This is a genomic window from Clavibacter sp. B3I6 (assembly GCF_030816895.1).
Taxonomy (GTDB): Bacteria; Actinomycetota; Actinomycetes; order Actinomycetales; family Microbacteriaceae; genus Clavibacter.
Genome location: NZ_JAUSYL010000001.1, coordinates 1,184,824 through 1,202,048, shown reverse-complemented (window position 1 = coordinate 1,202,048; position 17,225 = coordinate 1,184,824). Strand labels below are relative to the sequence as shown.

General features: G+C 72.7%; 16 protein-coding genes. 6 read left to right on the top strand and 10 right to left on the bottom strand.

The window, feature by feature from the left end; genetic code table 11:
• Nucleotides 1-17: 17 nt before the first annotated feature.
• The 5 genes from QFZ62_RS05645 to rfbB form a co-directional block, all read right to left on the bottom strand.
• Entirely contained in the window at nucleotides 18-1,157 is a 1,140-nt protein-coding gene (locus QFZ62_RS05645) for a glycosyltransferase family 1 protein (RefSeq protein ID WP_307502808.1), read from the bottom strand.
• Between the two features lie 91 nt (nucleotides 1,158-1,248).
• Nucleotides 1,249-1,995 (bottom strand): ABC transporter ATP-binding protein, encoded by a 747-nt coding sequence (locus QFZ62_RS05640; RefSeq protein WP_307502805.1) that lies wholly within the window; start codon nucleotides 1,993-1,995, stop codon nucleotides 1,249-1,251.
• Nucleotides 1,979-2,848, bottom strand: coding sequence for an ABC transporter permease (locus tag QFZ62_RS05635; protein ID WP_307502801.1), 870 nt, complete (start codon nucleotides 2,846-2,848; stop codon nucleotides 1,979-1,981). The genes QFZ62_RS05640 and QFZ62_RS05635 overlap by 17 nt, the downstream gene beginning before the upstream one ends.
• 95 nt (nucleotides 2,849-2,943) lie before the next feature.
• Nucleotides 2,944-3,798, bottom strand: coding sequence for a dTDP-4-dehydrorhamnose reductase (gene rfbD, locus QFZ62_RS05630; protein ID WP_307502799.1), 855 nt, complete (start codon nucleotides 3,796-3,798; stop codon nucleotides 2,944-2,946).
• Nucleotides 3,795-4,784, bottom strand: coding sequence for a dTDP-glucose 4,6-dehydratase (gene rfbB / locus QFZ62_RS05625; protein WP_307502796.1), 990 nt, complete (start codon nucleotides 4,782-4,784; stop codon nucleotides 3,795-3,797). The genes rfbD and rfbB overlap by 4 nt, the downstream gene beginning before the upstream one ends.
• A 180-nt stretch (nucleotides 4,785-4,964) precedes the next feature.
• Here rfbB and QFZ62_RS05620 point away from each other — a divergent pair, with 180 nt between their 5' ends.
• Genes QFZ62_RS05620 through rfbA form a run of 3 tightly spaced genes read left to right on the top strand, consistent with a single transcriptional unit; the run spans nucleotide 4,965 to nucleotide 6,915 of the window.
• On the top strand, nucleotides 4,965-5,417 hold the full coding sequence (locus QFZ62_RS05620) for a GtrA family protein (RefSeq protein WP_307502794.1): 453 nt from the start codon (nucleotides 4,965-4,967) through the stop codon (nucleotides 5,415-5,417).
• 25 nt (nucleotides 5,418-5,442) lie between these two features.
• Nucleotides 5,443-6,048, top strand: a complete 606-nt coding sequence (locus QFZ62_RS05615; RefSeq protein ID WP_307502791.1) for a dTDP-4-dehydrorhamnose 3,5-epimerase family protein — start codon at nucleotides 5,443-5,445, stop codon at nucleotides 6,046-6,048.
• A 3-nt stretch (nucleotides 6,049-6,051) separates the two neighbouring features.
• Nucleotides 6,052-6,915, top strand: coding sequence for a glucose-1-phosphate thymidylyltransferase RfbA (gene rfbA, locus QFZ62_RS05610; RefSeq protein WP_307502788.1), 864 nt, complete (start codon nucleotides 6,052-6,054; stop codon nucleotides 6,913-6,915).
• 29 nt (nucleotides 6,916-6,944) lie between these two features.
• Here the strand turns inward: rfbA and QFZ62_RS05605 are convergent, their stop codons facing one another.
• Genes QFZ62_RS05605 through QFZ62_RS05595 form a run of 3 tightly spaced genes read right to left on the bottom strand, consistent with a single transcriptional unit; the run spans nucleotide 6,945 to nucleotide 9,801 of the window.
• Entirely contained in the window at nucleotides 6,945-7,922 is a 978-nt protein-coding gene (locus tag QFZ62_RS05605; RefSeq protein ID WP_307502785.1) for an NAD(P)-dependent oxidoreductase, read from the bottom strand.
• A complete protein-coding gene (locus QFZ62_RS05600; RefSeq protein WP_307502782.1) occupies nucleotides 7,919-8,950 on the bottom strand; it encodes a glycosyltransferase in 1,032 nt (343 codons plus the stop codon). The genes QFZ62_RS05605 and QFZ62_RS05600 overlap by 4 nt, the downstream gene beginning before the upstream one ends.
• Entirely contained in the window at nucleotides 8,947-9,801 is an 855-nt protein-coding gene (locus QFZ62_RS05595) for a glycosyltransferase family 2 protein (protein WP_307502779.1), read from the bottom strand. The genes QFZ62_RS05600 and QFZ62_RS05595 overlap by 4 nt, the downstream gene beginning before the upstream one ends.
• 757 nt (nucleotides 9,802-10,558) lie before the next feature.
• On the opposite strand from QFZ62_RS05595, the gene QFZ62_RS05590 reads away from it, so the two are divergent.
• Nucleotides 10,559-12,274: a hypothetical protein gene (locus QFZ62_RS05590; RefSeq protein WP_307502777.1), complete on the top strand. Its 1,716-nt coding sequence runs from the start codon at nucleotides 10,559-10,561 to the stop codon at nucleotides 12,272-12,274.
• A complete protein-coding gene (locus tag QFZ62_RS05585) occupies nucleotides 12,271-13,227 on the top strand; it encodes a glycosyltransferase (RefSeq protein ID WP_307502774.1) in 957 nt (318 codons plus the stop codon). The genes QFZ62_RS05590 and QFZ62_RS05585 overlap by 4 nt, the downstream gene beginning before the upstream one ends.
• 13 nt (nucleotides 13,228-13,240) lie before the next feature.
• On the opposite strand, the gene QFZ62_RS05580 is transcribed toward QFZ62_RS05585, so the two are convergent.
• Together QFZ62_RS05580 and QFZ62_RS05575 are read right to left on the bottom strand one after the other, a co-directional pair.
• A complete protein-coding gene (locus QFZ62_RS05580) occupies nucleotides 13,241-14,263 on the bottom strand; it encodes a glycosyltransferase (protein ID WP_307502772.1) in 1,023 nt (340 codons plus the stop codon).
• 74 nt (nucleotides 14,264-14,337) lie between these two features.
• Nucleotides 14,338-16,161, bottom strand: a complete 1,824-nt coding sequence (locus tag QFZ62_RS05575; protein WP_307502769.1) for a hypothetical protein — start codon at nucleotides 16,159-16,161, stop codon at nucleotides 14,338-14,340.
• 193 nt (nucleotides 16,162-16,354) lie between these two features.
• Between QFZ62_RS05575 and QFZ62_RS05570 the strand changes: the two genes are divergently transcribed.
• A complete protein-coding gene (locus QFZ62_RS05570) occupies nucleotides 16,355-17,203 on the top strand; it encodes a glycosyltransferase (protein ID WP_307502768.1) in 849 nt (282 codons plus the stop codon).
• Nucleotides 17,204-17,225: the final 22 nt, after the last annotated feature.

Sequence of the window (17,225 nt, the reverse complement as noted above, 5' to 3'; positions counted from 1 at the left end):
GGCCCGCGCACCGGCCCCTAGAGGTCGGCGTGCAGCTGCCAGACCTTCTCGGCGGAGTCGCGCCAGCTGAAGGCGCGGGCGCGGTCCTGGCCCACGACGGACAGGCGCTCGCGCGCCGCGGTGTCGGAGAGCAGCCCGCCGATGGCGTGCGCGAGGCGCTCGGGGTACCCGTCCGGGTCCTCGCGGGGCACGACGACGCCCGCGTCGGCCGCGACCTCGAGGAGGGCGGGCGCGTCCGAATGGACGACGGGCGTGCCGAACGACAGCGCCTCGACGACCGGCAGACCGAAGCCCTCCGAGAGGCTGGGATGCACGAAGACGGTGGCGCGGTCGAGGGCGACCGCGAGGTCGGCGTCCGACAGGGAGCCGAGGCTGCGGACGCGCGACGGGTCGACGCCCGCCTCGTCCGCCACCTGCGCCAGCTCGACGTCGCCCCAGGTGGCGGGGCCCACGATGAGGAGCGGCAGGTCGCCGGTCTCGGGCCGGGCGAGCGCCTGCACGAGCGCCTGCACGCCCTTGCGCGGCTCGAGGCTGCCCACCGTGAGCAGGTAGTCGGCCGGGAGCCCGAGCTCGGCGGCGCGGGCGGCGGGATCCGCGGGCAGCGCGATCCTCGGGCTGACCGCTCCGCCGATCACGCGCACGCGGTCGCCGAGGTCGACGTAGCGGGCGAGCTCCTCGGCCAGCGCGTGCGACGGCACGACCACGGCGTCGGCGTGCTTGCGGGCGCGCTTGGCCATGGCCTTCGTCCAGGAGACGGACGCGCTGGTCATGCTCTCCGGGTGCGTCCACGCGTTGACGTCGTGGACGGTCGCGACGATCTGGTCGTGCGTGTTGACGCGGTCGTGGCGGCGCAGCGGCGCGAGGAGGCCCGGTGCGTGCACCATGCCCGTCGTGCCGGGCGTCGGCAGGCCCAGCTGCCACGCGCGCGACAGCTCGCGGCGGGGGAGCGGCACGCGCGTGATCCGGGCGAGCCCGGGGAGGCGCTCCTCCAGGTCGGCCGTCTGCTCGGGCGTGATCGCGGAGACCACGCCCTCGACCTCGCACCCGCTCGGGGTGGCGGCGACGATGGCGCTCGTCAGGTCCTCGGCGTAGCGGCCCATGCCGCCGGGCGTCGGGCCGGTCAGCTGGTCGATGATCACGCGCAGCGTGGTGGTCACGGTCCTCCATCGCGCGGGTGTCGGGTCGGCCCGCGGGAGGACCATCGTACCGGCGACCTGCCGCGGGAGGCGGGAGGAGCGCCCGGCGGCGTCAGCCCTGGCGCATCCGCTCGACGGCGTCCTTGGACGGCCCGTCGAACGCGACCCGGCCCGACTGGATGAGGATCCCGCGCTCGCAGAGGTCCGACACCATGTCGAGGTCGTGGCTGACGACGACGAGCGTCTTGCCCTGGTCGTGCAGCTCGCGGATCTTCGCCAGGCACTTGCGCTGGAACGGCTCGTCGCCGACGGAGAGGATCTCGTCGACCAGCAGGATGTCGACCTCGGTGTGGATGGCGACCGAGAAGGCGAGCCGGAGGAACATGCCCGAGGAGTAGTGCTTGACCTCGGTGTCGATGAACTTCTCGATCTCGCTGAACGCCACGATCTGGTCGAAGCGGGCGTCGATCTCGTGCTGCTCCATGCCGAGGATCGCGGCGTTGAGGTAGATGTTCTCGCGGCCCGAGAGGTCGGGGTGGAAGCCCGCGCCCACCTCGATGAGGCCGGCGATGCGCCCGCGGGCGAGCACCTCGCCGCTGTCGGGCTGGTAGACGCCGGAGATGAGCTTCAGCAGCGTCGACTTGCCGGATCCGTTGAAGCCGAGGAGCGCCACCGACTCGCCGGGGCGCACGGAGAAGCTGACGTCCTCCAGCGCGTCGAAGGTGCTGGCGAGCGGCTTCCGGCGGACGGCCGCGATGACCGTCTCCTTGATGGAGTGCGTGTGGCGGAGGAGGAACGACTTGCGCACGTTCTCCACGATGATGCGCGGGAGCGCGTCCGACTCAGAGGTCCTGGGCAAAGCGCCCCTCCAGCTTCTTGAAGACGAGCTGCCCGAGCAGGAGGCTCAGGAGCGAGACGCCGAGGGCGATGAACCCGTACATCCAGAGGTTCTCGGGGAGGTCGCCGGTGCCGCCCGTGGTGGGGTACCAGAAGCCCGCGTGGAAGAGCTCGACGGCGGCCGTCACGGGGTTGAGCTGGTAGACCACGAGCAGCCAGTCGGGCAGCACGTCGCGCACCTGCGCGAAGGGGTAGAGGACGGGCGACGCCCACACCACGACCATGACGATCAGCTCGACGAAGTTCTGCGAGTCGCGGAACGACACGTTCGCGGCGCCGAACAGCATGCCGAGGCCGATGGCCAGCGTGCCGATGATGGCGACGCCGAGCAGGATCCCGAGCACCTGCACCGGGGTCGGCGCCCAGCCCACGAAGAGGCAGACGACGAGCAGGATCACCAGCTGCGGCAGGAAGTTCACGAGCGCCACGAAGGTGCTGGAGACGGGGAAGAGCTCCCGCGGCAGGTAGATCTTCTTGATGAGCGCGCCGTTGTCCACCAGGGACTTCGTGGAGTTGGAGAACGCCTCCGTGTAGAAGTTGATGAGGATGATGCCCGAGAACAGGTAGATCGGGTAGTTGACCTGGTTCTGGTTGAGACGCAGGAACACGCCCATCGCGATGAAGAAGACCGCGAACTGCGCGGCGGGCTTGACGTACGACCACAGCCAGCCGAGCACCGATCCGCGGTACCGGACCTGCACCTCCTTGCGCACGAGCAGGGAGAGGAGGTAGCGGCGGCGGTAGACGTCGAGCAGCCCCGCGCCCGTGCCGGGCCTCGAGAACTCCCGCGACTCGGAACTCGTCATGCTCGACACGTCGGTGGTGCCCTTCGGACTGCGTGGGGCTCGCGCGGGGCGCGGAGCGGAGGCGGCGGAGGCGTCCGGGATCGGACCGGACACGAGTGTAGCCGTCAGCGTGCCCGGAGGACGCCGTGCCGGCCGGCGTCCGCCAGCGCCTCGCGCCAGTCGCGCAGCGGCGCCAGCCCGACTCGCGCCCAGCCGTCGTGGCCGAGGACGGAGTACGCGGGGCGCGGCGCGGGACGCACGAAGGCCGCGCTGTCGGTCGGCAGCACGCGCGCGGGATCCAGCCCCGCCTCCTGGAAGACGGCGCGCGCGAGGCCGTGCCACGTGGTCTCGCCCGAGGCCGTGCCGTGGAACACGCCGGCGGGCGCGCCCGCGTCGACGAGCTCCACGATGCGCGCTGCGAGGTCGACGGTCCAGGTCGGCTGGCCGCGCTGGTCGTCGACCACCGAGACCGTGTCGTGCGTCGCCTGGAGCCGCAGCATCGTCGCGGGGAAGGAGGGGCCGCCGGCGCCGTACAGCCACGCGGTGCGGACGATGCTCGCGCCCTCCGGGTGGCCGTCGAGCACGAGCCGCTCGCCCTCGGCCTTGGTGCGGCCGTAGGCGGAGACGGGCGCGTGGGGCGCGTCCTCCGGGTAGGGGGAGGAGGCGGATCCGTCGAAGACGTAGTCGGTGGAGACGTGCACGATGCGGGCGCCCGCCTCGGCCGCGGCGCGCGCGAGCACGCCGGCGCCCGTCGCGTTGATCGCCCGCGCCTCGTCCTCGTGCTCCTCGGCCGCGTCCACCGCGGTGTAGGCGGCGAGGTTGACGACGACGTCGTGCCCGGCGACGGCCCGGCGGACCGCGGCCTCGTCGGTGATGTCGAGCTCGGCGCGCGCGGGCGCGGTCACGTCGTGCGCGGCGAGCGCGGGCAGGAGGTCCTGCCCGAGCATGCCGCGGCCGCCGGCGACGAGGACGCGGCTCACGCGGGCAGCTCGGCGCGCTGCTTCAGCGGCTCCCACCAGGAGCGGTTGTCCCGGTACCACTGCACGACGTCGGCGAGGCCCTGCTCGAACGGCACCTGCGGCGCGTAGCCCAGCTCCCGCTGGATCTTCGAGATGTCGACGGAGTAGCGGAGGTCGTGGCCCTTGCGGTCCTCGACCCGGTCGACGTACGACCAGTCGCGGCCGGTCGCGTCGAGCAGCAGCTGCGTGAGCTCCCGGTTGGTGAGCTCGGTGCCGCCGCCGATGTTGTAGATCTCGCCGGGCGCGCCCTGCACGAGCACGAGCGCGATGCCGCGGCAGTGGTCGTCGACGTGCAGCCAGTCGCGGATGTTGAGGCCCTCGCCGTAGAGCGGCACGTGCTTGTCGTCGATGAGGTTCGTGACGAACAGCGGGATGACCTTCTCGGGGAAGTGGTAGGGCCCGTAGTTGTTGGAGCAGCGCGTGATCGACACGTTCAGCCCGTGCGTGCGGTGGTACGAGCGGGCGAGCAGGTCGCTGCCGGCCTTGGAGGCGGAGTAGGGGGAGTTGGGCTCGAGCGGCCGCGACTCGTCCCACGAGCCCTCGGCGATGGATCCGTAGACCTCGTCGGTGGAGACGTGCACGAAGCGCTTCAGGTCGTGGCGGAGGGCGGCGTCGAGGAGCTTCTGCGTGCCGAGCACGTTGGTCTCGACGAAGATGCTCGCGTCGCGGACCGAGCGGTCGACGTGGCTCTCGGCGGCGAAGTGCACGACCGCGTCGACCCGGGGGATCCACTCGTCGAGGACGGCGTCGTCGCGGATGTCGCCCTCCACGAACGTGTACCGCGGCGAGTCGCTGACGGCCGCCAGGTTCTCGAGGTTGCCGGAGTACGTGAGCGCGTCGAGCACGACGACGTCGGCGCCCTCGAGCCCGGCGTAGTCGTCCGAGAGCGCGTGGCGCACGAAGTTCGAGCCGATGAAGCCGGCGCCGCCGGTCACGAGGATCCTCATGGGGTCTGTCCTGTCGTCGAGACGCCGGGCGGGTGGGCCGACGTCGGGGGAGTGTCCGCGCTGATCGGGGTGCGGACCGCCTGCGAGTGTACCGGCGACGGCCCGCCGGGCCACGTCCCCGTGCGGGGGAGGCGCAGGTCGCCGGGCGGACGTCCGGGCGCGACGCGGCAGGATGCGTGCATGGCCGCCTCCCGCATCCGCGCGCTCCTCCGCGACGAGCGCGTGGCGTTCCTCCTCGTCGGCGGCTTCAACACCGCCTTCGCGTTCCTCCTCTTCGCGGGGCTCGCGGCCACGGCCGGCGCGGCGCTCGACGCGGCGGGCCGGCCCGTGCTCGGATCCCTCGTGCCGCTCGCCGGGAGCTACGCGGTCGCCGTGCTCGTCGCCTTCGTCCTGTACCGCCGCCTCGTGTTCCGCGTGCGGGGCCACGTGCTGCGCGACCTCGCGCGCTTCGTCTCCGTCTACGTCGTCTCCATCTCGCTCAACGCCGTCGCGCTCCCGCTGCTCGTCGCGGTCGGCGTCCCGCGCCTCGTCGCGCAGGCGCTCATCGTGGTCGCGATCACGCTCATCAGCTACGTCGGCCACCGCTGGTTCTCGTTCCGGCGTCCGCGGGGCGGCGGCGGCCCCGGCCGCTGATCGGCCCGTTGCTAGACTCCGACCCGTGCAGATCCGCGAACTCGCCGTACCCGACGCGTACGAGCTCACCCCCGTCCAGCGCACCGACGACCGGGGCGTGTTCCTCGAGTGGTACCGGTTCGACGAGATCCAGGAGGCGGTCGGGCACCCCCTCGACCTCCGCCAGGCGAACATGAGCGTCTCCAAGCGCGGGGTCGTCCGCGGCGTCCACTTCGCCGACGTGCCGCGCGGCCAGGCCAAGCACGTGAAGGCCGTCTCCGGCGCCGTGCTCGACTTCATCGTCGACATCCGCGTGGGATCCCTGACCTTCGGCCAGTGGGACAGCGTGCGGCTCGACACCGACACCCACAAGGCCGTCTACATCTCCGAGGGCCTCGGCCACTGCTTCGTCGCGCTGACCGACGACGCCGCCGTCACCTACCTCGTGAGCGACGTCTACAACCCCTCCGCCGAGCACGGCATCACGCCGCTCGATCCCGACCTCGACCTCCGCTTCCCCGAGGAGGCGGGCGAGGCGCTGCTCTCCCCGAAGGACCTCGAGGCCCCCACGCTCGCGGAGGCGGCGGCCGCCGGTCTCCTCCCCACCTGGTCGGACATGCGCGCCTTCCACGACTCGCAGAAGGTGAGCTGAGCCATGAAGGGCATCATCCTGGCCGGCGGCTCCGGCACCCGCCTCTGGCCGATCACGAAGGGCATCAGCAAGCAGCTGATGCCCATCTACGACAAGCCGATGATCTACTACCCCCTGTCGACGCTGATGATGGCGGACATCCGCGAGGTGCTCATCATCACGACGCCCGAGTACAACGACCAGTTCCGGGCCCTGCTCGGCGACGGCTCGCACCTCGGCATGCGCATCGAGTACGCCGTGCAGCCCTCGCCCGACGGCCTCGCGCAGGCGTTCGTCATCGGCGAGGAGTTCATCGGCGACGACTCGGTGGCCCTCGTCCTCGGCGACAACATCTTCCACGGCGCCGGCCTCGGCACCAGCCTGCGGAGGAACACCGAGATCGACGGCGCGCTGATCTTCGCGTACCACGTGGCCGATCCCACGGCCTACGGCGTCGTCGAGTTCGACGACGACTTCACGGCCGTCTCCATCGAGGAGAAGCCCGCGGAGCCGAAGAGCGCGTACGCCGTCCCCGGCCTCTACTTCTTCGACAACGACGTGGTGGAGATCGCCAAGGGCATCCAGCCGAGCGAGCGCGGGGAGCTCGAGATCACGGCGGTCAACGACCACTACCTGCAGGCCGGCCGCCTCCGCGTGCAGGTCCTCGACCGCGGCACCGCCTGGCTCGACACGGGCACGTTCGAGAGCATGATGCAGGCGTCCGAGTACGTGAAGGTCATCGAGGACCGCCAGGGATTCAAGATCGGCTGCATCGAGGAGATCGCGTTCCGCGCCGGCTGGATCGACCGCGACGCCCTCGAGGCGCTCGCCCGTCCCCTCATCAAGAGCGGCTACGGCCGCTACCTCGTCACGCTGCTCGACGCGTAGCGTCCCCGAGGCCGGCGGGCCGCACCGCGTCAGCGCGGGGTGAGCTCGCCGGATTGCATGCCGGCGATGAGCGCCTGCGCGGTGATGTGGATCCCCGCGGGCAGCGGCATCGTGTCCCGCGCGTCGAGGTCCGGCCAGACGACGCTCTCGAGGCGCAGGTCCACCGCCTGGTAGCCCGCGAGCGGCGACAGCCCGAGCATGACGTGGGGGCGCGCCTTGCCGAGCGCGGTGAAGTGCCCGAGGAGCGCGCTGATCGTGACCGGCTGCCCGGAGGCCAGGATCTTCGTGACGTGCGACCCCGGGGGCAGAGCCAGCAGCCGCGCGGTCGCGTCCCGCACGAGCCCCGCGCAGTCGTCGGCGTAGAGGTAGTCGCGGACCGTCTCGAGCGGCACGTAGATGGACGCCGGCGTGGGGGAGAGGTTCGCGCGCGCGAGCTGGGTGATGAGGCCCTGCGGCTTGCCGACGGCCTGGCCCGGCCCGTAGAGGTTCGCGATGCGGCCGATGAGGGTGCTGACCCCGGCGTGCTCGCCGAACGCCCGCACGAGGCCCTCGGCCCGGAGCTTCGCCTCGCCGTAGGGCGCGAGGGGGCGGGGCTCGGTCGCCTCCGTGAACGGCGGGCGCGCGGCGCCCGCGTACACGCCGCCCGCGGACGACGAGTAGAACAGCGCGCCGCCCGGCGCGGGCACGGCCGTCGCGGCGCCGGCGATCTCGTCGAGCACCGCCTCCAGCTGCTGGAGCTCGTGCTCCAGCTGCTCCCGGGTGCTGCCCGTGACGGCCGCTCCCGCGCACCACATGACGGCCCACGCACCGGCGACGCGACCGGCCTCGAGGAGCCGCTCCGCGCCGGTGCGCGCGGCCCGGCGCATCACGCGCTCGTCCGGGGTCGACCAGGGGAGCGGGTCCACGGCGACCGGCGCCCAGCGGGGATCCGCCGTCAGCGCGTCGACGAGCGAGGCGCCGAGGAGCCCCCGGGCGCCGATGACCCAGACGGGGACGGGCGCGGTCACACGTGCCCGCGCGGCGGTCGGCCGTGCGGTCCGTCGAGGGGGTCGCGCACGATGAGGTAGGCCGGCCGTCCCTGCGCCATGCCCACCGCGACGCCCACGTACTCCGCGATGATCCCCAGCGAGAACAGGATGATGCCGCTCGACGCGAGGATCGTGACGATGGTCGACGCCCAGCCCGCGGGCACCGAGTTGTCGGTGAGGCGGCTGACGACGATCACGATCACGAAGACCAGCGCGACCGCGAGGAAGAGCACCCCGAGGACGCTCACGGCGCGCAGGCCGCGGGTGCCGCTGGAGAGCACCATGCGCCAGAAGTGCGAGAACAGGCGGCGCGACGAGTAGCCGGACTGGCGCTCGCCCTCGTCGCGGAGCGTGATGGGGCAGCTGGACACGCGGTTCGCGACCCAGCCGAGGGCGATGTCGAGGTACACGCCGGAGCCCGCGTACGCGGCGACGCTGCGGCCGACGGATCCGAGCATCAGCCGGTAGCTCTGGAACTGCTCGGCGTCCTGGTCGGACGACATGGCGTTCAGCACCACCTTGGCGCCGCGGGAGGCGACGTTCCGCAGGAGACCGTGGGACGGCGAGTTCGTGGGCTTCGCGTAGACCACGGAGGCCAGGTCGCGCATCGCGACGTCGAGCATGTCGGGGATGAAGCCGGGATCGTGCTGCCCGTCCTCGTCGAGCGTGACGATCCAGTCGCCGCCGGAGGACGCCATGCCCGCGAGCGTGGCCGCGTGCTGGCCGAAGTTGCGGCTCAGCCAGATCGGCCGGACGAAGGGGTGGAGGCGCTTCAGCTCGCGGATGACCCGGGGGGAGCCGTCGCGCCCGTTGTCGAAGACGAGGAGGACCTCGGTGACGGCGTAGCTGTGGCCGTCGCGCGAGATCTGCGGCTGCGTGAAGGGCTCGATCTCCGCGAGCAGGGCCTCGAGCGTCAGCTCGCCCTGGTAGACGGGGATGACGACGGAGACGGAGTGGTCGGGCGGCAGCACGGGCTCGGTCGCGCCCTGCTCCTCGAGAGCGCTCACGCGGCGCTCCCGGCCCCGCGCGACATGCGCCGGCCGAGGTAGAGGTACACGAGTCGACGCGAGAGGGCCTTGGCGCGGGCCATCAGGTCGCCGAGACGGACGTCGGCCCGGGACACGACGTGCGGGTGGTCCTCGAGGACCCAGTGGTGGAAGCCGGCGGCGGCGCTCGCCTGCTCGCCGGCGAGGCGCACGCTCCACTGGGAGTCGGAGATCCGGAAGCCCGCGAGGGCCTTCGGCCCCACGGACGCGAAGTCGCCGCGGAGCAGCACCTTGGCGTACGTGGTCTCGTCGATGAGGTACGGCCAGCGGGAGTCCCACCAGCCGACCGCCTCCAGGTCGGCCCGGCGCATGAGCACGCAGCCCGGCTCGCCGAAGATGTTGGTGCCGGAGCGGATCGTGCGGCGGACGGCCTGGGCGCCGGACATCGCGAGGCGCGCCCCGGAGACGCCGTGGTCGCGCACGACCGGCCGGCTGTCGGCGTCGACGATGTCCCGCGGGGAGGCGACGAGCACGACGGAGGGCGACGCGTCCAGCTCGGCCACCTGGCGCTCCAGGATGGTGGGGTAGAGGAGGTCGTCGCCGCAGACGAGCTTGATCAGCTCGCCGCGCGCCTCCTGGCTCACGCGGTTCCAGTTGCGGAGGGCCCCGCCGCCCGCCTCGGTGCGGAGCAGGCGGACGCGCGGCTCGTCGGCGTAGCGCTGCATGACGTCCCACGTGCCGTCGGTGGAGGAGTGGTCCGCGATCACGACCTCGAAGTCGGTGAACGTCTGCGCCAGCACGGAGTCGACCGTCTCCTGGAGGTAGTCGGCGTTGTTGTAGGCGGGGATGACGATCGAGACGCGTGGGGCCACGAGGCTCTCCTTCGGCGAGGCAGGAGGGGACGCGACCGGGCCGGCGACCCTGCGTCGCGCGTCGGCGTGCGACGGGCGATGGAGGCGGCGGGCGACCGCGGAGCGCGTTCGGACGGGGGCCATCCTCTCACGGGGCCCCAGCCGGACCGGGGAGGCGCCCGCCCGCAGCGGGTCCGGTCCTCACGGGGTGCCGGGGAGCCAGGCGTTAGGGTGAGTCCCGCCCGACCGTCCGAGGCGGTCCGGGCGGAACACGACGAACGGACATTCCTCAACATGCGCAGCAAGCTCCTGTGGCCGACGGCCGCCGTCGCCGCCACGGTGGTGGGCGCGATGATCCCGATGCTCTTCTTCCGCCGGTACTACTTCGTGAACGACACGGAGGCGGGGGCCTTCGGCCAGTGGTGGGAGATCGGGGACCGGATCCTCCGGGGCGACTGGTCGCTGCTCAACACGACGGTGTGGCAGTCGGGCAACTACCAGGCGGAGGGCGCGTGGGGCATCTACAGCCCCTTCATCTGGCTGATCGGGCTCGGCTCGCACGTCCTGTTCGACGCCGCCCTGTACTCCACGATCGTGAAGCTCGCCTGCCTCGCGATCGGATCCGCGGGCTTCTTCGTCCTCGCCCGCAGCTACGGCATCCCCCGCGCCTGGTCCGCGGTCGTCGCCGTGGCCGCGCCGCTCGCCGGCTTCACCCTCTACTACGACGCGCCCTCCTGGGTGAACGGGCTGATGGCCTGGTGCTGGTGGGCCCCTCGCCGTGGGCCTGACCCGCCGGAGCGTGCTGCTCAACCGCACCCCCTATGGCGGCATCGCGGCGTCGCTCCTCCTCGTCGGGATCGGGTACGTCTCCACGACCCTGATGCTCGCGGCGGCGCTCGCCGCCATCCTGCTCGAGGCCGTGCTCCGCCGCGACCGGGGTGCCATCTGGCGTGCCCTCGCCGCGTCGACCGTCGCCGGCCTCTTCACGATCGTGGTGCACCTGCCCGGTCTCCTGACCGCATCGGTGTCCGGCCGGGACGAGGGAGTCCTCAACACGGGCTTCCTCGGCGTCGACCTCACCGACCTGGCCATCTCGGCGGTGCCGACCGGCGGGCCGTTCATGGAGACGTACGGGAGCCAGTACCCCGGCTCCCCGCTCACCTACATCTCGTGGCTGCTCCCGCTGGTCGTGCTCATCCGCCCCCGCGAGCTGGCCCGCCTGCTGCGCTCCCGTCCCAGCCTCGTCGTCATCGCGGTCGTCGCGCTCGTCGCCGTGAGCGCGCCGTCCCAGATCGGGCCGCTGCGGTTCCCCGTGCGGGTCCTGCCGTACGTGGCGGGCTCCGTCCTCCTGATCCTCGCGCTCGGCCTGTCCCGTGCACGACGCACCGTCGTCACGCGACGGCACCTCACGGCGGCCCTGCTCATCGTCGTCGCCACCGGCGGGCTGATGGTCCTGCAGGCGCCCCTCGAGTGGAAGGCCGTCGTCGTCGGCATGGTCGTGTCGGCCGTGCTCGTGGCGGTGGCGATGGGCGTCGCCGGTGCGCGGCTGGGGCGGGCGTCCGGCCTCCCCCTGGTCCGCCGCGTCGTGCGCACCCGGGACGCGGGAGGGGCGACGCGGGCCCTCGCCGTGATGGCCGTGGCCGGGACGCTCGTCGCGCTCGTCCCGCAGCACGCCTTCTCCCCGGCGTCGCCGCTCAGCAGCTACTGGCTGCCCTCCGACGTCGTCGAGTACTCGAGCCAACTCCCCGGATCCCGCGGCGACGTCCTCGTGGTCGGGTGGACGGACGACGACTTCTTCGACGAGTCGCTCGTCGGCAACTCCTGGTACATCACGGGCAAGCCCGTCCAGAACGCGTACTCGTCGGTCTACTACCCCGGCTACTCGAAGGCCGTCTGCATGCAGTACAACGGCTTCACCTGCGGCCAGCTCTACGAGCAGCTCTTCCAGCCGGTGAAGGGCTCGGACACGGGGACCGACCTCGTCGACCTGCTCGGCGTCAGCACCGTGCAGGTCGTCAAGATCCAGCGCGGCCTCGATGCGTCCCGCGCGGTGCCCTCCGCCGACTGGAAGGTCGTGCCGGAGGGGTGGCACGTCGCCCAGGACACCCCGCACACGCGCCTCATCGTGCGCGACCAGCCGGTCGACGGGGCCGGCGGCATCGCCTGGACCTCGGCGGGCACCTCGGCGACGGTCGTCCACCAGGACCCGATGGGCACCACGTTCCGCATCGACTCCGTGCCCGCCGACGGCGGGCGGGTCGCGCTCTCCCTCATCCCGTGGCCGGGCTATCGCGTCGACGGCGCCACGCTGGCCGAGGACCCCGTCGACGGCATGCTCCTCGGCGTCGACGTGACCGCCGCGGACGAGGGCCGCACCGTCACGGTCTCCTTCTGGAGCCCCGGATGGCAGGTGCAGCTGGGATCCGGGCTCCTCATGGTCGTCCTCGTGGCCCAGTGGGCGGTCCTCCGCCGGCGGGGGAGGAGGAGCGAATGAGCGCGCCTCAGCGCGTCGTCGCGGTCGTCGTGGCCTGGAACCGGCGCGACCTGGTGGTGGAGACCCTCGCCGCGCTCGACGCCCAGACCGTGCCGCTGCACGCGGTCGTCGTCATCGACAACGCGTCGACGGACGGCTCCGCCGACGTCATCCGCGCGCGCTTTCCGGAGGTCGCGCTCACGACGCTGCCGACGAACACCGGTGGGGCGGGCGGCTTCACCGCGGGCATCGAGCGCGCGCTCACCGCGCACGACGCCGAGCTCGTCTGGCTCATGGACGACGACACGGTGCCGGATCCCTCCGCGCTCGACGAGCTGCTGCGCGCCCGCGCCGTGGCCCCCCGCGGCACCGTCGTGCTCGCGTCCGCGGTGCGCTGGACCGACGGTCGCCCGCACCCCATGAACACGCCGCGCACACGGCCCTCGGCGCGCCGCCGGAGCATCGCCCGCGCCGCCGAGCACGGCTGCACGCCCGTCCGCACCGCGTCGTTCGTGTCCATGATGATCGAGGCCGACGCCGTCCGCGCGCACGGGCTGCCGATGGCCGACTACTTCCTCTGGAACGACGACTTCGAGTACTCGGCCCGCCTGCTCCGGCACGGCCGCGGGTACCTGGTCCACGGCAGCACGGTCGAGCACCGCACGCGCACCTTCGGGTCGACGGACGTGGACCCGGGCGCGCGGTTCGTCTTCGAGGTGCGCAACAAGATCTGGATGCTGCTGCGCTCCCGCGCGCTGTCGCCCGCCGAGCGGGTCCTCTACGCCGGGGCCGCGATCGTCAGCTGGACCCGCACCATCCGGCGCTCCGGCGACAAGGGGCTCCTCGTCCGCGGCCTGGTCGACGGCGCGCGCCAGGGGCTCAGCCGCCCCCCGCGACCTGCGCACGAGGTCCTCGACGGGCTCGGCGACATCACCGCGGGGGTCCGGCGCATCGAGCGGTCCGCCGGCCGATGACGCCGCGCCCGGCTCAGTCGCGGCGGTAGGGCACCTCGGACGACGCCGTCAGCACGGTGCCGGCCGCCGGATCCGTCGGGCGGCCGACGTGCGAGGCCACCAGGTAGAGCGGCCTGTTCTGCACCTCGGCGTACACCCGCCCGAGGTAGCTCCCCAGCACGCTGAGCATGGTGATCTGCACGCCGCCCACGAAGAGGATGGCGATCACGGTGAACGTCCACCCGGGCACGACGCTCGACGGGTCGATGGCGCGGCTCACCAGCACGTAGACGACCGCCAGCGCGCTGAGCGCCGACACCACGAGGCCGACGAGCTGGATCAGCTTGAGCGGGAACGTCGAGAAGCCGAGGATGCCGTCCGCGGCGAACTTGATCATCTTGCGCAGCGGGTAGCCGGTGACCCCGGCGTGGCGCTCATCGCGGTCGAACTGCACGCTCGTCTGGCGGAAGCCGACGTAGGAGACCATCCCGCGGAGGAAGCGGTTCCGCTCCGGGAAGCGCTTGACGGCGTCGATCACCTTGCGGTCGATGAGCCGGAAGTCCCCGGTGTCGCGCGGGATGTCGATCTCGGCGACGAGCGCGAGCGTGCGGTAGAACGCGCCGGCGGTGGTCCTCTTGAACAGGGAGTCCTTGCGCGTGCGGCGCTGCGCGTAGACGACGTTGAAGCCCTCCTGCCAGCGGCGGATGAGCTCGACGGCGACGCGCGGCGGATCCTGCAGGTCGGTGTCCATGATGACCGCCGCGTCGCCCGTCGCGTGGTCGAGGCCGGCCGTGACCGCGATCTGGTGCCCGAAGTTGCGGGAGAAGTCGATGACCTGGACGCGGTCGTCCGCGGCCGCCAGGGCGTGCAGGCGCTCGAGGGACGCGTCGGCCGATCCGTCGTTCACGTAGATGAACTCGAAGCGCATGCCGAGTCGCGCCGCGTCCAGCTCCTCGTGGAGGGTGCGCGAGAACAGGTCGATGCTCCCCTCCTCGTTGAAGGTGGGGAGGATGAAGCTCACGAGCGGCGCGGGCGTCTTGTGCTGGTCTGCTGTCACGTGCGGGAGTCCCTCGTCGGAAGCGGGTCGTTGTCGGCGTCCCGGCCTGACGGGACGCCGACCGGGTGCGCGGCTCAGCCTATGTCGATGCGGTAGAGCACGGCCGCCGCGCCGGTCGACGGGTCGAAGACGCTGCGCGCGACCTCCACGAGACCCGGCACATCGGCGGGGTCGACCCCGTCGGCGCAGTCCGAGAGGGCGAGGTACCAGCGGATCCCCGCGGCCTCGGTCGCCCGCGCGTCGACGCGACCCGACGCCAGCGCCCCGCGCGCGTCGTCGACCGCGTCCCGGTCCTCGGGCCAGGCCATGCCGAGGTTGTAGTGCGCGACGGATCGGCCGGAGTCGATCTTGACGATCTGGGGGTCGAGGCATGATCCGGCGACGATGGCGCCCTCGGTGGCGTCGGCGGTCACGTCGCGGATGGCCCGGTCCGCGGGCTGCTGGAACGTGATCTGCCCGATGCCCCGGCCGGCGACGAAGAAGCGCGCCCAGTCCACGGCGCTCGCGGCGCCGACCGCGACGACGGCGACCGCGGCCGCCGCGACGACGACGCGGGTACGGCGCGGAGCCGGCCGGTCGGCGCCGTCCTCCTGGTGCGCGCGGAGCGTCCGCACCGCCACGTCGAGCAGCACCGGCACGATCGTCACGGCGATGAGGAGGAAGGAGTCGATCCAGAGCCGGTACGGCTCCTGGTTCGCGCGCCACAGGTCGTTGGTCGACGTCATGGCCCAGGCGAGCATCGCCCCGGACGCGTACGCGATCCAGATGGTGCGCCGGGCGCGGATGCCGGCCACGAGGATCACGACGAGCGGCAGGATCAGCGCGGCGCCCGCGAGGGGACCGAGCGGGAGGTCCACGCCCAGGTCCTTGCTCGACGCCACCCGGTAGGAGAGGAACGGGTCGCCCGCCGCCGACGCGAGCACGGTCGTCACGATCTGCGGCATCGTCGCGAGGAGCGCGGCGCCCATGGGCACGAGCGCGAGACCGCGGGTGCGTCCGATGGTCGCGAGGAGCCCCGGGACCGTGGGCACCAGGCCGACGACGAAGGCGGGCAGGGGCCCGACCGTCCCGGCGACGACGACCGCGAGGGCGAGGGAGACCGGCACGAGCACCGCGGACAGCACCAGGAGCCGGCGCCGGGGTCGCTCGAGCACGGCGTACGCGGCGACCACGTAGAAGGAGAGGAAGACGGTCGAGAGGAAGGCGTAGACGTGCACGTTGAGCAGGCCGCCGACCACCACGCCCACCAGGACGAGCCCGGCGAAGCGCATCCGGCGGGAGGATCCGCGCAGGGCCGGCACGAGGGCGGCGAGGAACGCGATGCCGGCGACGGAGAGCGCGGCGGCCTCGCCGTTCAGCGTGAACAGCACCCCGAACGGACCCCAGAGGACGGCGTGCGAGCTCATCTGCCAGAACCACGTGCCCGGGCCCTGCGTCCACGCGAACGTCCCCAGCAGGAGCGGCGTGAAGCCGAGCGCACCGGTCCACGCGCGGCCCGTGACCCGGATGCACGCGACGGCGATGGCGGCGACGAGCCCGGCCTGGATCACCGTGCCGACGACGTTCCACGCGGCGACCGGCCCGAGGCCGGTGAGGTGGCCGACGGCGCCGAGCACCACGTAGTAGAGGTGCGGGTACGTGTTCCGGCCCGTCTCCGTGAACGGCTCGACGGACGAGAAGTCGCCGCGCGCGAAGTTGACCACCATGGAGAGGTAGGAGAGCTGGTCGTAGACGAAGTAGTCCCGGAACGTCGTGACGACGCTGGGCGCGCGGTGCACGAGCATCCCCACCTGGGTGAGGAGGAAGAGCACGACGGCGGTCGCCACGGACAGCGCGGAGATCAGGCGCGAGGGCGTAACCCGCCGCGCGATCCGGGCAGGGGTACGGGGGGAGGGCACGGGGGCCGATGCTACCAGCGGCGAGCGGGCTCCCCGGGGCAGGCGGCCGTCCGGTCCGGGCGGCGGCGCCCGCGCGCCACGGCGGCCGCCGCACGACCGGCGGGTACACTGGGCCGCTCGACGCCCGATCCCAGCTCGGTCGCGTCCGGCCACCGTCACACGCGACGCTGCCCATGCAGCAGGAGGGACGCGCATGCCCGTCGAGCCCTTCTCCCTCCTCCTGCCCGTCTACCGCGGCGACCGCCCCGAGTTCCTCCGCCGGGCGTTCCGCAGCAGCGTGGACGACCAGACCCTCCGGCCGGACGAGGTCGTCGTCGTGCGCGACGGACCGGTGTCGGCGGACCTCGCCCGCACCATGGCGGAGCTCGCCGAGGCGTCGCCCGTCCCCGTCGTCACGGTCGAGCTGGAGCGCAACATGGGCCTCGCCTACGCCCTCGAGCGCGGCCTCGAGGCCTGCGCGCACGACGTCGTCGCGCGGATGGACGCCGACGACATCAGCCTCCCCGAGCGCTTCGCCCGCCAGCTGGCGCTCATCTCCGGCGGCCTCGACCTGGTGGGCACCGGCATGTACGAGTTCGCGGACGACGTGGGGACCATCGCCGGCCGCCGCACCCCGCCCGTCGGCGCCGACGCCATCTCGCGCTACGCGCGCTTCCACGACCCCTTCAACCACCCCACCGTCGTGTACCGGCGCGCGGCGGTGAAGCGCGCGGGCGGCTACCTCCCGCTCGGCCTGATGGAGGACTACTACCTCTTCGCCCGCATGATCCAGTCGGGCGCGCGCGTGGAGAACCTCCCGGACCCGCTCGTCATGTACCGCGTCAGCGCGGGCGCCTACGCCCGGCGCGGCGGCGTCGCCCAGCTGCGCGCCGAGCTCCGCCTCCAGCGGGAGTTCCGCCGTCGCCGGTTCACGTCCCTCTCGCAGGCGCTGCGCAACGTCCTGGTGCGCGGCAGCTACCGCCTCATCCCCGAGGCCGTGCGCCGCGGGCTGTACCGCCGCCTCATCACGCGCGACCGGACGGTCCAGCGGGCCCGCGCCTGATCCCCGTTACCCTTGACCAGTC